7 protein-coding genes and 6 pseudogenes are annotated in these 15,090 nt (G+C 68.2%); 4 read left to right on the top strand and 9 right to left on the bottom strand.

The window, feature by feature from the left end; genetic code table 11:
• Positions 1-367: 367 nt before the first annotated feature.
• Positions 368-1,426: a type III polyketide synthase gene (locus ACFWBB_RS16775; protein ID WP_385272056.1), complete on the bottom strand. Its 1,059-nt coding sequence runs from the start codon at positions 1,424-1,426 to the stop codon at positions 368-370.
• A gap of 871 nt (positions 1,427-2,297) precedes the next feature.
• A complete protein-coding gene (locus ACFWBB_RS16770; RefSeq protein WP_385272026.1) occupies positions 2,298-3,503 on the bottom strand; it encodes a cytochrome P450 in 1,206 nt (401 codons plus the stop codon).
• A gap of 410 nt (positions 3,504-3,913) precedes the next feature.
• Here ACFWBB_RS16770 and ACFWBB_RS16765 point away from each other — a divergent pair.
• Together ACFWBB_RS16765 and ACFWBB_RS16760 are read left to right on the top strand one after the other, a co-directional pair.
• Positions 3,914-4,168 (top strand): annotated as a pseudogene (locus ACFWBB_RS16765) (transposase); the annotation flags it as partial.
• 227 nt (positions 4,169-4,395) lie between these two features.
• A pseudogene (locus ACFWBB_RS16760) lies at positions 4,396-5,102 on the top strand (transposase); the annotation flags it as partial.
• 421 nt (positions 5,103-5,523) lie between these two features.
• On the opposite strand, the pseudogene ACFWBB_RS16755 reads toward ACFWBB_RS16760, so the two are convergent.
• Together ACFWBB_RS16755 and ACFWBB_RS16750 are read right to left on the bottom strand one after the other, a co-directional pair.
• Positions 5,524-6,940 (bottom strand): annotated as a pseudogene (locus ACFWBB_RS16755) (NF041680 family putative transposase).
• Positions 6,941-7,227: 287 nt separating this feature from the next.
• The gene (locus ACFWBB_RS16750; protein WP_385272023.1) at positions 7,228-8,106 is read right to left on the bottom strand and encodes an alpha/beta fold hydrolase; all 879 of its coding nucleotides are present in this window, start codon (positions 8,104-8,106) and stop codon (positions 7,228-7,230) included.
• A gap of 113 nt (positions 8,107-8,219) precedes the next feature.
• On the opposite strand from ACFWBB_RS16750, the gene ACFWBB_RS16745 reads away from it, so the two are divergent.
• Positions 8,220-10,160 carry a BTAD domain-containing putative transcriptional regulator gene (locus ACFWBB_RS16745; protein ID WP_385272020.1) on the top strand — a complete coding sequence of 647 codons (1,941 nt, stop codon included), beginning with the start codon at positions 8,220-8,222 and terminating at the stop codon, positions 10,158-10,160.
• 47 nt (positions 10,161-10,207) lie between these two features.
• Here the strand turns inward: ACFWBB_RS16745 and ACFWBB_RS16740 are convergent, their stop codons facing one another.
• Complete coding sequence (locus ACFWBB_RS16740) at positions 10,208-11,704, bottom strand: NF041680 family putative transposase (RefSeq protein WP_385272017.1); 1,497 nt, start codon at positions 11,702-11,704, stop codon at positions 10,208-10,210.
• A 229-nt stretch (positions 11,705-11,933) separates the two neighbouring features.
• Here ACFWBB_RS16740 and ACFWBB_RS16735 point away from each other — a divergent pair, with 229 nt between their 5' ends.
• Complete coding sequence (locus ACFWBB_RS16735; protein ID WP_385272053.1) at positions 11,934-12,602, top strand: Type 1 glutamine amidotransferase-like domain-containing protein; 669 nt, start codon at positions 11,934-11,936, stop codon at positions 12,600-12,602.
• Positions 12,603-12,607: 5 nt separating this feature from the next.
• Here the strand turns inward: ACFWBB_RS16735 and ACFWBB_RS16730 are convergent.
• The 4 genes and pseudogenes from ACFWBB_RS16730 to ACFWBB_RS16715 all read right to left on the bottom strand — a co-directional run.
• A pseudogene (locus ACFWBB_RS16730) lies at positions 12,608-12,920 on the bottom strand (transcriptional regulator); the annotation flags it as partial.
• A gap of 208 nt (positions 12,921-13,128) precedes the next feature.
• Positions 13,129-13,785, bottom strand: a pseudogene (locus ACFWBB_RS16725) (histidine kinase); the annotation flags it as partial.
• 5 nt (positions 13,786-13,790) lie between these two features.
• Positions 13,791-14,327 (bottom strand): annotated as a pseudogene (locus ACFWBB_RS16720) (response regulator transcription factor); the annotation flags it as partial.
• 94 nt (positions 14,328-14,421) lie between these two features.
• Positions 14,422-15,090, bottom strand: a complete 669-nt coding sequence (locus ACFWBB_RS16715) for a potassium-transporting ATPase subunit C (protein WP_385272014.1) — start codon at positions 15,088-15,090, stop codon at positions 14,422-14,424.

Raw genomic sequence — 15,090 nt, 5'->3', positions numbered from 1 at the left:
GGTGATCGCGTTGGCCGACGACCTGGGCGGGGACATCGCCGGCCGTACTGCCCCGTAGCCTCCCGACTCCCGACGGCCCGAAGATTCCTGGCTCCTGGCTGGTCGCCCCTCTTTCACGTCGCGCTCGACCCGCGTCTGCCCGGCAGGGCCTCCCGGACCATTGCCGAGGTCGAGGCCACGTCCTCCGCGCGGGCGGCGACCGCGGTCGCCAGCGTCGCCGCGGCCGCGGGCCGCTGCCCGGCAGAGTGACGGGCTCGGGAGGCCGGCACAGTCGGAGGGGTGTGAGCGCCCTTGAGTCGGTGGCGGTATCCACGATGTGCTCGTGAAAGTGACCCGATCCTCATCGTTGAGACGGCACGGCGACGCGTCAGGATTCGAACTCCGAAGTCCAGGTGCCCAGGGCGATCTCGGCCGTGATGCCGGGCCCGAAGCCGGCCATCAGGCCGCGGTGGCCCTCAAGGGCTGATGCTTCGTCGAACATGCGGGCCAAGGCATCGAGTACCACCGCGCTGGCTATGTTTCCGTACTCGGTGAGCGTGGCGCGGCTGAAGCGGAACGCCTCGGGTGGCACGTCGAGGAAGAGGCTCAAGTCGTCCAGGATGCGCGGACCGCCCGCGTGGATGATGTAGAAGTCCATCTTGCTGGCGTTCCATTGGTGCTGTTCCGCGACGGCCTGCAGCGCCGGGGCGAGTGGTTCCATGGTCCCGGGCACGCGCTTGTCGAGCTGGAAATGGAAACCTGTGGACCGGACCGCGTAGGAGATCCAGTCCTCGGTGCTCGGGATGATGTACGAGCCGTTGCGTTCCAGGCGGACTCCGGTGCCACCATTGCCCCGGATCACGGCCGCGGCGATTCCGTCGCCGAACAGGCCGTTGGACAGCAACGACCCCACGCCCAGGTCGGTGGGCTGATAACACAGCGAGCAGAACTCGCAGGCGACGACGAGCACGTTGGCGTCGGGGTACGCCGTGCAGAAGTCGTGTGCCCGGTTGATGGCTGCGCCGCCTGCTGCGCAGCCGAGTTGGGCGATCGGCATCTGTCGTGTCTCCGGCCGGAAGCTCATCTCGCCGATGAGCCATGCGGTCGGCGGGGGCATCATAAAGCCGGTGCAGGAGACGTAGATGATCATGTCGATCTGCTGCGGCTCCAGTTCCGCGTGGTCGAGCGCCCGGCGCACCACGGCCGGAACGCGGGCCTTGGTGTGCGCCTCGTAGGTGGTGCTGCGGGCGTCGAAGCCCGGGTGCTGCAGCACCTTCTCGATCGGCTGGATCAGATGCCGCTTCTGTACCCCGGTGTGCTCGATCAGGCTGAGGATCAGATCGAGCTGCGGATGGTCGCCGTGCAACCGTTGCGCCAGCTCAAGGGTTTCTTCGTTGGTGATGACGTACTCGGGTACCTGGATTGCCGGCTTACAGAGAATCGCCATGGAATGCCTCCCGCGGACGTGGTCCACATAGCCGGGCCCTGGCCGGATGCGGGCTATTCGTCTTCCGGCGGCAGCCACCCGGTTCCGTCCGCGCCGAAACGGTGCGAACAGACCTGTGGTGGGCTCCGGCGCCGGTTTCGATACCCCTGGCACGGGCGCGGACGGGGCAGATGTCGAAGACTCAAGCTCTCCCCGTTGGGGCGGATGGTGATCCGCCACGGCTTGGTCAGCCGTCCGACTCACGCTACGACGGGAGGGTGAGCGTCGCATGTCGAGCAAGAAACACAACGGGACGGCCCGAGTCATTGCAGGCGGGCGTCCTGACCGACGCCGTCGGCGACGGCCTTGTTCTCGACCACGGCGAGGCGGTGTGGACGTTCGCGTATTTCGGCGTATTTCCCCAGGGATGACTTCACGTAATTCCCCAGGCCCTGGTCCGGTGGAGGGGCGGCTCGGTCCTTCGTCCGGCGAGCGCTGGCGGCTGGCCGCTGGCCGCTGGCCGAGGATCTAAGGTCCGGTCGCGGCGTGACGACGAGCGACCGCCTCGAAGAGGGGTTCAGCCGTCCATCTCCTCGACCAAGGGATCATCGCGTTGCCAGCCCTGGGCCATCCCGGACCGCGATGACCAGGTCCCTCGATGCCGAACTCCGCCCTACCCGTTACCGATCAGGAGAATTCGGGATGGGGAACTACGTGACCCTTGAACCACCCTTGATCGCCGACAGGCGGGCGATTCACACCCGGAGCCCGCAGCACTGCGCCCCGCCGCTGGGCCCGGCGGCCGGGCGCAGTGCCGCGGGCTGCACCCATCCAAAGGCCTACGAGGGGACCTCGGACACATGGACTCGGTGCGTTGCCGGGGGCGCCGTGGTCACCAGAGGACGGGCAGCGCGAGCGGATAGCGCCAGATCGACGTCCTGTTCCAGCGCACTTCTTCGGCCGGCTTCGCGAGCTTCAGGTCGGGGAAGCGCTCCAGAACGGTTCCGAGTGCGACTTGCAGTTCTGTGGTGGCGAGCGGAGCGCCGAGACAGTGATGCCCACCCCAGCCGAAGGTCATGTGAGACGGGCCAGTGCGTTCCAGATCCAGCTCATCAGGACGGTCGAACTTCCGGCCATCACGGTTGGCCGTCAGATAGGAGACGTGCACGATGTCCCCGGCGTGGATCGTCACCCCGCTCAGTTCCAGGTCTTCGGTGGCGACGCGGGGGATGCCGACGCCTTTACGGAAGGGGATGAAGCGCAGCAGTTCCTCGATGGCCTGCGGGAGCATCCCAGGATCGGAGCGCAGCATGGCGAGCTCTTTGGGACGGGTGAGCAAGGCGTAGGCGATGTTCCCGATCTGGTAGGTGGTGGTGTCCTGGCCGGTGATGAGCAGGACCATGGCCATGACTGCCAGTTCCTGGTCGTTGAGAATCTCATCTCCGTCACGAGCCGCGGCCAGAGTGCTGATCAGGTCCTCGCCGGGGTTCTCACGCCGGTGTGCCGTCAATCTCTCGAAGTAGGCACGCAGATCGGCCTTGGCCTGTACGGCGTTGTCCCGGTTGTCGATGCCGGTGTCCATCATGGTCCGGGCGTGGGACCGCAGTTGGGCGCGATCTGCCTCGGGGATGTCGAGAACCTCGCAGATGGTGGCCAGGGGCAGGGGGTCCGCCAGGTGCTCGGTGAGGTCCGCGGGAGAACCGTGCTCCTCCATCCGGTCCAGCAGCTCGTCCACGACATGCTGGGTGCGGACCCGCATGCGTTCCATGTGGCGGGGCGCGAAGCCTTTGGAGATCAGGCTGCGCAGGCGGCTACTGCCCGGTGGGTCCATCACGTTGATCGCCTCGTCCTGAACGATGGGTTCAGGGGTCATGCGCGGAAAATTCCGGCCGATGACGGCGCTTCGGCTGAAACGCCGATCGGTAGTCACCGTGCGCACATCGTCGTAGCCTGTGACAAGCCAGGCTTCGCCGTCGCCGTGGGGCAGCCGAATGCGTGAGACGGGCTCTTCGGTCATCAAGTGCTTGAGCACAGGGTCGAACTCGAGCGCCTCGGCATAGTCGAACGGACAGTTTCTCGAGACAGGGGCTGGTTCCATGCGAGGCTCCCGACGGGGGTCTGATGATTAGCTCGAAGATGCCCGGCGGCCGGGCAGGACATGGGTGCCCGATCACCTGCAAAGGCACTCACCCCTCCGGCCAATCGGCCTAACCTTGTCTTCCGACCTGCTGCGTCCTGTGTGGCCAGAATGTCGGTGACTGGTGATACCTGTAGGGCGTGGACGACCCGACGAGGGTGGTCTGCTCCCCGTGGGAGAGAAGCCGGGCAGCTGGGCCGTCTGGGAAGCGGACTCGATGGTCGTGGCCTTGGAAGTGGGCGGCACTTCCTGGACCGCGTTGCTGGACGCGGTCCGGCTGGAGCCGGGTGCCGACGTGGCGGCGGTTACCGCTAAGCAGGTCCGCGAGGTCGTCGAGCGTCTGGTCGCTGCCGGGTCAGTGGAAGCCCGGCGACCTGGACATCCTCCTGATCCTGGATGCCGGTTACGACGTGGAGCGGCTGTCGTTCCTACTGGCGGACCTACCGGTCGAGCTGCTGGGCAGGCTGCGGTCGGACCGGGTGATGCGCCGGCCGACGCTGCCGAGGATCTACGATCCGAAGGGCGGACGTCCGCCCAAGCACGGCGGCGAGTTCGTCTTCGGCCAACCGGATACCTGGGGCGAGCCCGACGTCCGCACGGTCACGGAGACGGAGCGGTACGGCACCACGGTGGCCTCGCCTTCGACCGGCCCCACCCGCGACTGACCCGCCGCGCGCGGCTTGGCTCACCCACGACGCTGAACTGCCGATCATTGAGGGCACCGTGATCCATTTCAAGGTCGACCGTCTACCCAATGGCGCGGACCCGAAGCCGCTCTGGCTCTGGTGGTCGGGCACCAGCCCGAGCGAGGCTGATGTCGTCCGCGCGAAGTGCCCATTGCCAGCCGGTGCACCCAAACCACCAGGGGCCGGAGTTCCGCTTCAACGAACCCGAGACCTGGCCCGAACCGGCGATCATCACGGCCACCTACACCGCCAACCACGGCAAGGCCGAAGCTCAGGCGTGGGACCGGGTCCACCCGCGGCTGACCCACCGCTCGGCCTGGCTGGAGCACGATGGTGAACTCCCCATCGTCGACGGCGCTTTGGTCCGCCTCAAAGTCGAGCACCTCTCCAAGGAGCGGGAGGCGCCGCCAGTATGGCTGTGGTCGTCGAAGACCGGAGCCGGCCCGGCGGACGCGGACCGCTGCTGGCAGGGGTTTCTGAGGAGATTCGACCTGGAGCACACTTTCAGGTTCGGAAAACAGACGCTCGGCTGGACCACCCCGAACCGCGTACACCCGAGGCAGCGGACCGCTGGACCTGGCTCCTGGTCGTCGCGCACACCCAGCTCAGGCTCGCCCGGCCGCTGGCCGCCGACCTCCGTCGGTCCTGGGAGAAACCGGTAAGGCCCGAACGCCTCACCCCGGCCCGGGTCCGCCGGGGGTTCAGGAACATCCGAGCCCACCTGCTCTGCCCGGCCCGTGTTCCCCAACCTCGTGGCACCGGTCCCGGACGGCCGCCCGGGACCAGGAACCGCCGTCTCGCACCCCGCTACGACGTGGGCAAGACCGTCAAACGCCCCGAGACCCTCAAGGCCATCGGCAGACCTGGTAGATAGAGGACAAGTTCAGCTTGTCGTTCAACGTCCAGCGGCTGTTCCTTCGTCAGTCGGAATTCGAAGGCTGGGTGTCCTCGTCGGCCAGTGTCGTGGCGACCAACGCTGTGAAGTGCTTGAGCACGTCGAACGGGATGTCCTGAGTGCCGTGGCCGTGTCCTCAAAACCGGCGAACCCCACACCCGCCCCAGTCATCACAAGCAGGGCACCAAGCCCCGACGTGTCACTGGTGATCTACACACGTGACACCCTTCCCACATGGCCTTGGAGACTTGGGAACACGACGGCGACCACTACTGCCTGCAGTCGACCTACGTGAAGGGCGATGAGGCGTGGTACTTCGAGCTGAGCGAGGCCCGCTCCGCCCCTGCCGTCTGGACGGCCAGTCTCCGCCACCCCGACTTCCTGGCAGGTCCTGCGGCTGTCACCGTGATCGCCCATGATCCGGACGTGGAAAAGCCGCCTTACGTCCACTTCCGACACCTTGAACAGCGGCTCTTCTGCGGTTCTTGGAGCCGGGTGGGCGTCCTGGGCCGAGTTTGGTGGTTTGGGTGCACCGGCTGGTAGGGGGCACTTCAAGCGAGGTTTCTGAACCCCCGCCGGACCCGGGCAGGGGTGAGCTTGTTCGGAAGGGCAGGCCGTTCCCAGGGGCGGCGCAGGTCAGTGGTCAGGCCTCGGACGAGTCGTAGTTGGGTGTGGGCAACGATGATGAGCCAGGCCCAACGGTCGGCGGCTTCGGGATCACGGAGTTCGGGGCGGGTCCAGCCGAGCGTCTGCTTGATCATTCTGAAGGTGTGTTCAAGGTCGAAGCGACGGAGGAATGCATGCCAGAGCCGGTCGCGACATCCCCTTCGCTCGCATCGATGCCGGACCACCACAACCACACCGGCTTGGGCTCGCCGCCACTGGGCAGACGGTCGACCTTCAGGCGGATCACGGTGCCCTCAATGATGGGCAGCTCGGCATCGTGGGAGAGCCAGGCAGCCCGCCGGGTCAGTCTGGGGTGGAGCCGGTTGAAGGCGGTGGCCACCTCGGTGCCGTACCGGTCTGTCTCCGTGGTCGTCTGCACATTGAGGTCGCCCCAGGTGTCGGGCTGGCCGAAGACGAACTCGCGAGCGCGCCCACCACGACGCCTGCCGCGCCGCCCTCGCCGCGATGGTCGAGGGCGCCGACGTGCTTGGGCGGCCGTCCGCCCTTCGGGTCGTAGACCCGCGGCGGGGTTGGCCGGCGCATCACCCGGTCCGACCGCAGCCTGCCCAACAGCTCAAGGGGTAGGTCCGTCAGCAGGAACGACAGGCGCTGAACGTCGTAACCGGCGTCCAGGACCAGGAGAATGGCCAGGTCGCCGGGCTTCCACTGGCCGGCGGCGACCAGGCGCTCGACGACCTCGCGGACCTGGACGGCGGTGACCGCCGCGACGTCGGCACCCGGTTCCAGCCGGATCGCGTCCAGCAAGGCGGCACTGGAGGTGCGTCCCACCTCCAGTTGCCGCAACAATCGAGTACGGCCAGCCCGGGATCAATGTGGTGCTCGTTCTTGCCCCGGCCGTAGGTGTGGCAGAACGAGCGGTCCGTCGAGGTGTTCGCGTCCGGACGCAGCCACGGACTGACATCCGCCGCGAGCACCAGGCGCCCGTCCGCGGCCCGGGGCAGCACCAGCCCGGCCGGCGTTCTCCGCAGTCGCGCGACGTCGACGCGGCCGCGGTTGCGCCCGCCGTACAACGCGCCGTGCCCACGCCGGTGTTCAGGCGCGAGCGCGAGATCAACCAGGGTCTTCACGGGCCCGTCGGAGCAGAGCAGGGCGTCGCAAAGCTCGAACAGTTCGTCGCCCCGTCTGGTCAGGCACGCATAAAACTCCGACCGGAAGTGTGACGCTTCCGCGAACGCCTCCCGGCGACATCCTCATCCAGCAGACTCGATTCCACGGCCTTCGTCACGGTCACGTGCGCTCCTTGGTCGGAGCACAGGATCGTGCGAAGGCCGCCCGCAAGTCCGCTGAACTGCGAAAACACGGCTCAAGTTCGAGGGCCGTTCGACACTGGGTAGATGAACGACAAGTTCAGCTTGTCGTTTATGGTCCGACGACCCGTCGGACCATAAACGACAAGCTCAAGGGTCACTTCGTGGGGTCAGCGTGCCAGCAGGTCTCGGATCGCTCCCGTGGTCTCGTCCGGGGCCTCCTCGGCCATGAAGTGCCCCGCATTCGTCAGACGGTGGTCGAGATCCGGTGCCCAAGCCCTCCATACCTGGGCGGCGTCGTAGCCGAGCTGGGTTCCCCAGTCCTGCTGGATGACCGTGACGGGCATCGCGAACTGCGATCCGGCATCAAGGTCCGCCCGGTCGTGGGCGACGTCGACACCCGCGGAGGCACGGTAGTCGGCGACGATCGAGTCCACTGCGGCCGCGCTCGCCCGCAGGTACTCGGCGCGCACCCGCTCCGGAATCGCGTCCGGGTCCTTGGACCAGGCGTCAAAGAACGAGCCGAAGAATGCATCCGCACTGTTGGCGATCATCCTCTCCGGCAGGCCCGCCGGCTGCGCCATCAGAAACAGGTGGTAACCCACCGCCGCCGACACACCCTGCAGCACATTCCACATGTCCAGCGTCGGCACAACGTCGAGGATGCCCAGATGCGTGATGGTCTCCGGGTGGTCTAGCCCGGCCCGGAACGCGACCAGGGCACCACGGTCGTGGCCGACCATGGCGAACTGCTCATGGCCGAGCCCGGCCATCATGGACACGATGTCAGCGGCCATCGTCCGCTTCGAATAGACATCCTCGTCCGCGGCCTCCGGCTTGTCGCTCACTCCGTAGCCGCGCAGGTCAGGACAGACCACCGTGTGCTCGGTAGCCAACTGCTCGGCGACGTGGCGCCACATCAGGTGGGTCTGGGGAAAACCGTGCAGCAGTACGACCGGACTGCCGCTGCCACCGATCGCAGCGGACAGCTTCACACCGCCCGCACCGGGCAGGAGGGTGTACTCGAAACCAGGAATCATGAGTGCCATAACGGTCCTTCTCTCAGTGCCGGCTGGCTGACCACTCCAACGTGCACGACACCGATGAGCAGCCAATCAGTACGACACCGTAGATCCGGGCCCGCGCACCGAGGATAGGGAGCATGCGGATCGATGTGCTCGGTACAGTGCAGGCGCGACGTGAGGACGGCAGCCCGATCGACCTGGGCGGACCGCGGCATCGCGAGGTACTCGCGCGCCTGGTCGCTGCGGAGGGTCGGATGGTCACCACCGACGCTCTCATTGACGACCTGTGGTCGCGGGCGAGGGCCGGCTCCCTGGGTGCGCTGCGCACCTTCGTCGCCGCGCTGCGCCGCGCCATCGAGCCCGACCGGCCGCCCCGCACACCGCCATGCGTGCTCATCACGCAGGGACCCGGCTACGCGCTGCGCCTGCCCCGCGGGGCCACGGACGTCGACCGGTTCCAGGACGCACTGGCCAAAGCCCGCCGCTGTCCCGAAGGCGTCGTCGACCTTGGTGAAGCACTCGCCTCGTGGCGCGGTCCGGCCTACGCCGACCTGCCCGAGGCTGCATGGGCCCAGCGGGAGCGATCCCGGCTCCAGGAGCTGCGACTGCAGGGCGTGGAACTACGTGCGGGCATCCTCCTCGATTCCGGCAAGGGGGCGGACCTGGTCGCCGACCTTGGTGCGCATGTCTCCGAGCACCCCTGGCGCGAGCCGGCCTGGGGCCTGCTCGCGCGTGCCCTGTACTGCGACGGACGCCAGGCCGACGCCCTGGCCACACTCCGCCGCGCCCGCACGATGCTCGTGGAACAACTCGCGCTCGACCCCAGCCCTGATCTTCAACGTCTGGAGACGGACATCCTCACCAGGTCAGCAACCCTTGAGCCGAACCGCGAACCGGTACCTCGTCCCTGGTCGGGGACAGGCGCCCGGCTGGGCCCGCGCACGACTGTGGACCTGGCCCGCACTCTTGCGCTCGTCGGCGGCGATGCCCTGGTCTCCTCACGGCGCGACCGCCTCGCGGCTGTCGAGTCGGCCGAACAAACGGGGGACGTCGCTTTGACCGCGCGGGTCATCGGAGCCTACGACGTGCCCGCGATCTGGAGCCGAGCCGATGATCCCAGGCAGTCCCGCGCCGTGGTGGCGGCTGCCGAGCGCGCCCTCACCGCGCTCGGGCCCAATGGCCCCACCGACCTGAGGGCCCGGCTGCTGGCCACCGTCGCCGTCGAGAGCCGCAGCGGCGACACATACGACAGGGAGTTGGAGAACGCGCACCAGGCCGAGGCCCTGGCCCGTGACCTCAACGACCCCCCACTGCTGGCGTTCGCGCTCAACGGGGTGTTTCTGCAGTCCTTCGCGCGCCCCGGCCTCGCACCGCAACGCGACACGATCGGAGCCGAACTCATCGCGCTGTCCACCCGGCACGGGTTGCCAACCTTCGCCATCCTGGGCCGACTCGTGCGCCTGCAATCCGCATCCGCTCTCGGCGATCTCGGGACCGCGGCCGTACACGCAGCCGCTGCGGACGAGCTTGCCGCCGCCCACGAGTCCCCACTGGTCGCGGTCCTGACCGCATGGTTCAGAGCGCGGGTCACCGCTGCCCGCAGCACCGAACCCGGCGGGCCGAGCCCCGCAGCCGCCGCGGCGGCATACCGAGCTGCCGACAACTCCCTCGCGACAGCCGGAATGCCGGGGCTCCACCACGGCCTGCTCCCATTGGCCCTGCTCGGCCTGCGCCTGCTGCACAACCGCCCCGCCCCCACCGACTCCCAGCTCGACTGGGGGCCGCACCTGCCCTGGGCGACGCCACTGGTACTCCTCGCCCAGGGCCGGGTGGAAGACGCCCGCGTCGCCCTCGCCGCCACACCCGAACCACCCCATGACCACCTCCAGGAAGCCCTGTGGTGCCTCACCGCCCACGCCGCTGTACGCCTCGACGAACCCGAGATCGCCGCGCACGCTGCAGTTGCCTTGCACGACGCCCGTGCCGAGCACGCCGGCGCCGCCAGTGGCATGCTCACCCTCGGCCCGGTCGAGCGCTACCTCACCGAAGCCAAAGCGTGCGCCGCCGCAGACCAGTGATCCACCCCAACCGGAGCACAGTCCGGATCAGCTTGCCGATTGTGGTCCTACCCGCAGGCCACGGAAGTTGATGTCGCGGCCTGGCCGGTTCGTCGGGGTTTGGTGCCGGTCTGGTGGTGGGTGGGCCGGGTGTGGGGTTCACCGCCGACCAGGACGCGTCCCACCTCGTGACGCGGGGCTGGTGCCCGATTCTTCGAGCCGATCGGTCGTCCGGGACCCGGTGTCGTGGGTTTTTGTACCCGGGCCGGCGTAGGGCTCAGCGTGCACAGGTTCCTGAACCCCCGCCGGACCCGGGCCGGGGTGAGTCTGTTCGAGGGCAGGGGCCGTTCCCAAGGGCGGCGTAGGTCGGCGGCCAGGGGGCGGACGAGGCGGAGTTGGGTCTGGGCTGCGATGACGAGCCAGGTCCAGCGGTCGGCAGCTTCGGGGTCGCGCAGTTTCGGGGCGGTCCAGCCCAGCGTCTGCTTCCAAAATCTGAAGTTGTGTTCGATGTCGAACCTTCGAAGGAATGCCTGCCAGACGAGGTCGACGTCGGCGGCGGTGGCGCCGGTGCGGGACCACCACAGCCACAGCGGCTTGGGATCCCCGCCCGAGGGCAAGTGCTCGACCTGCAGGCGGATGACGGTGCCGGCGATGATCGGCAGGTCGCCCTCGTAGTCCTCCCAGGCAGCCCGGCGGGTCAGCCGCGGGTGCAGCTTGTCCCACGCCTTCGCGACCGCAGTGCCGTAGCGGGTGGTGGCGGTCGTGGTGGTGGCGATGGTGCCGCCCCATGTAGCGGGGTCCTTGAAGACGAACTCGCCGCCGTGCTTCGGTGGCCGGCCGTTGATACCGTGCCAGCGCGGCGGTGCCGGGCGCCGCATGACCCGGTCCGACCGCAACCTGCCGAGCACCTCCACCGGGAGGTCGCGCAGGAGGTGGGCCAGGCGCGGGACGTCGTAGCCGGCGTCGACCACGATCCAGATCAGCGGGTCACCGTCATGCCACTGCCCCGCCTCAATCAGACGGCTCACCAGGTCGCGGACCTGGACGGTGGTGACGGCGGCAACGTCCGCGCCGGGGTCCAGGCGCTGGGCGTCCAGGACCGCGGTCCACGAAGTCCGCCCTGACTCCAGGGCGGCGATGACGGAGTAGGGCCAGCCGGGGATCATCTGGTGCTTCTGCTCGCCGCGCCCGTAGGTGTGGCAGAACGAGCGGTCCGGGGACGTCGCCGCGTCGGGACGCAGCCACGGACTGACATCCACGGCCAGCACCAGCCGACCGTCCGCCGCGCGCGGCAGCGGCAGCCCTGCCAGCGCCCGCCGCAACCGGCCGACATCAAGGCGCCCCTGATTCAGCCCCGCGTACAGCGCGCCGTGGCCACGCCGATGCTCGGGCGCCAACGCCAACCCGACCAGTGTCTTGACCGGCCCGTCTGTGCACAGCAGTGCATCGGTGAGTTCGAACAGCGCGTCGCCCCGCGCGGCCAGACAGGCGTAGAACTCACCCCGGAACCCTGCCAACACCCCAATCGCTTCACGGCGAACATCCGGCTCTACCCCACCGACCACAGCAGCCTCCGCGTTGCTACCCGGGCTTCCCTCTCGGAATTTTCAGGATCACGCCCAGGCCACACCCGCGTCCACGAAACAGATGACAGCGGGTCAAGTACGACGCCATGTTCGAATTTGGACGATAAAAGACAAGTTCAGTGCCTGTTCCTGATGCGGCCACGCCATGACGGTATCGGTGGATCCTGGGTTCGTTGCGCGCGCCCGTCAGCCGTGCTTGGCTCGCCCGATGAACTTTCTGTTGACGGCGAGTGGCCTGCGCAACGAGACGCTGCGGGATGCGCTGCGGGAAATGCTGGGAAAGCCGTTCGGATCGGCGAACATCGTGTACGTTCCCACGGCATCAGTCGCCGAGCCCGGGGACCACGGGTGGTTCGTCGCGAACATGAACCGGCTGCACAGCCTCGGCTGGCGGGAGTTCGACGTCCTGGAGCTGAACGGCCTGCCCCGGCAGATGGTGCTCGACCGGCTGCTCCACGCCGACGTCATCTATGTCGAGGGCGGCAGCCACTACCACCTCGCGCGCAGCATCACCGGCAACGGCCTGGTCGACGGCTTCCTGGAGGCGCTGGAGAGCCGGGTCTATGTGGGAGTCAGTGCCGGATCAATGATCTTCAGTCGTCATCTCACCGGACACTCCGCCGACGTCATCGGGGACACCACGGACCTCCACGTGCTCGGCGCGACGACCGTGGAGCCGCCGTTCGGCCTCTTCGACTGGTATCTCAAGCCCCACCTGTACTCGCCGGATTTCCCCGAGCGGGACGACGCCTGGGCCGATCGCATCGCTGCGCGGGCGGACTTCCCGATCTACTTCATCGACGACGAAACAGCCGTGCGCGTCAGGGACGGCAAGGTGGATGTCATTTCTGAAGGCCGGTGGCGGTTTCATCCGTGACTCAACGCCGTGTCGGTATCCAGGCCGACCGCAATGGGCAGCGTGCACTCCTCATCCGGCAGCAAATCGCCGCCGCGCACCCACTGGTACGCCTCCTCGTTGATGAAGCCGCCCGTTCAACCGGCCTGGACGCCGACCGGGTGCTCCGCGGTGGCCTCCGGCGGCGCCTGGTCCATCGGCTCCGTCCCGAGGCTGCCGGGGGTTGTGACCAGAGACCCAGTTTCCGGTCACGCGGTCCTGCGCGGCCCGGGTCGGCGGGCGCAGCGCCGTCATCAGCTCCAGCCCGGAGACGGCCGTGGAGCCGCGCGGGGTGATAACTGAGCATCGGCGAAGAGTGACCGGTGCGCGCCGGAAGGCGGCGCCCGTTTGCTCGCCCACCGGGTGGCGGGCGGGCAAACGGGTCGGCGTGTCAGTGACCGCCGCGTGCCGACGCGCCATCGGCGTCACGTCGGCTGAGTGCCGTCACCTGCCCGGCGGGTGCGGGCCACACCTGTACGAGGTCCCACTCGGTCACCTCGTCGGGCGCGAGCCCGACGACGATCCGCTCCCGCGAGCCCCCGATGGCGGAGACGTCGTGCGCGCTGCGGTACTCGGTGAGACAGGCGCCGACCCGGTCGGCCACCCAGAGCAGCGCCAGCTCGCGCAGGGCGGTCAGATTGCCGAGCCGGAAGTAGTTGGACGGGGCCGCGTCGACCTTGTCCGGCTTGTAGATGTTGCCATGCGCCGTACGGCGGCGCAGCGCCTGCGGGGACATGTCGACCAGCTCGATCTGGTCGGCCCGGCGTACGACCTCATCGGGCACGGTCTCGCGCTGCCGTACGCCCGTGATGGACCTACACGACGTCGCCGAGCGAGTCCAGGTGCTGGATGTTCACCGTGGAGACAACGTTGATCCCGGCAGCCGGCAATGCCTCCACGTCCTGCCAGCGCTTGTCGTTGCGTGAGCCGGGAACGTCGGTGTGGGCGAGTTCGTCCACGAGCGCCACGTCGGGACGGCGCGTCAGGACCGCGTCCACGTCCATATCCGTCAAGGCACTGCCCCTGTACTCCAGGTACTCCGGCTCCCTCTGCTGGATCTGCTCCAGACCGTGCAGCATCACCCTCGGTGCGCGGCCGGTGGTGGTGTCCACGAAGGCGACCACGCAGTCGGTGCCACGCTCACCCGGCGGTGCGCCTCGGACAGCGTGGGAGCAGGTGCTTCTGGGAGATCAGCCGTCCCGGGTTGGTGACCAGGATTTCCAGCAGGTGCCATCCGGTGGGCGTGAGCCGGACGTCGGCTCCGTCCCTGTTCACCTTCTTGGCCAGCAGGTCGATGGTGAAGCCGGCCGTTTCGACGAGTGTCGTCCCGGGGACGAGCGGCGCCTCCTCGGTGCGGCGGACGGCGGCCCGCAGTCGGGCGAGCAGCTCGTCCGTGCTGAACGGCTTGGTGATGTAGTCGTCGGCGCCAGCGTCGAGGGCGGCGACCTTCTCGTCGGACGCCTGCCGGGCGGACAGCACCAGGATCGGTACGCGGGTCCACCCGCGTAGGTCCTTGATGACGTCGACGCCGTCCATGTCCGGCAGCCCGAGGTCGAGCATCACCACGTCGGGCTGACGGGCAGCCGCGAGACGCAGCGCCGTGGCACCGTCGGAGGCCGCGTCGACACCGTAGCGACGTGCCTGGAGATTGATGACGAGGGCCCGTACAAGCTGCGGGTCGTCGTCCACCACCAGCACCCGTGTCATGGGCGTGCGCCTTTCCTGTCGTGCGCGGCGGCGGGAGCCGGCGGCACCGGTGCTGTCACCGGCCGCCGACTCCCGCTCGGATCGGACAACGCCATCAGTTCTTCGCCAGGAGGTTCTTGAGCGCGATGTTGAGTTCCAGGACGTTCACCCGGGGCTCGCCGATGAAGCCGAGGGTGCGGCCGTCGGTGTGCTCGTCGACCAGCTTCTGGACCTGGCCGACGGTCAGGCCGTTCTTCTCGGCGATCCGGTGGACCTGGATGTCCGCGTACTGCGGGGAGATGTCCGGATCCAGTCCGGAGCCGGAGGAGGTGACGGCATCGGCGGGAACGTCGGTGGGGCTGACCTTGTAGTCGGCTGTCGAGTTGTCCTTGACGACGGCCTTCTTGGCGGCGGTCACCCAGTCGATCAGATCTTTGTTGTCGGCGGACCGGTTGGTGGCGCCTGACAGGATCAGGCTGTACTGGGTGTTGACGCTGTTGGTGCCGAGGCCGTTCTGCGGGCGGCCCTGGAACCACTTCAGGTCGGGCTCCGGAATCTCCTGGCCCTTCTTCAGCGGCAGGTTGTACGACTGACCGATGAGTGACGAGCCGACGACCTTGCCGTCCGCCTTGGTCTCGGAGCCGTTCGCCTGGTTGCCGAACAGTCCCTGGGCGATGCCGGTGACGACCAGCGGGTAGATGACGCCGGTCACCAGGGTCAGCACGAGGAGGGCGCGCAGGCCGGCCCCGAGCAACCGGACCGTGTTGGTTGCGGAGTTGTTCAT

Origin of the sequence: Streptomyces sp. NPDC060000, assembly GCF_042737375.1 — a bacterium.
Classification (GTDB): domain Bacteria; phylum Actinomycetota; class Actinomycetes; order Streptomycetales; family Streptomycetaceae; genus Streptomyces.
This window is presented reverse-complemented; position numbering and strand designations above follow the sequence as displayed.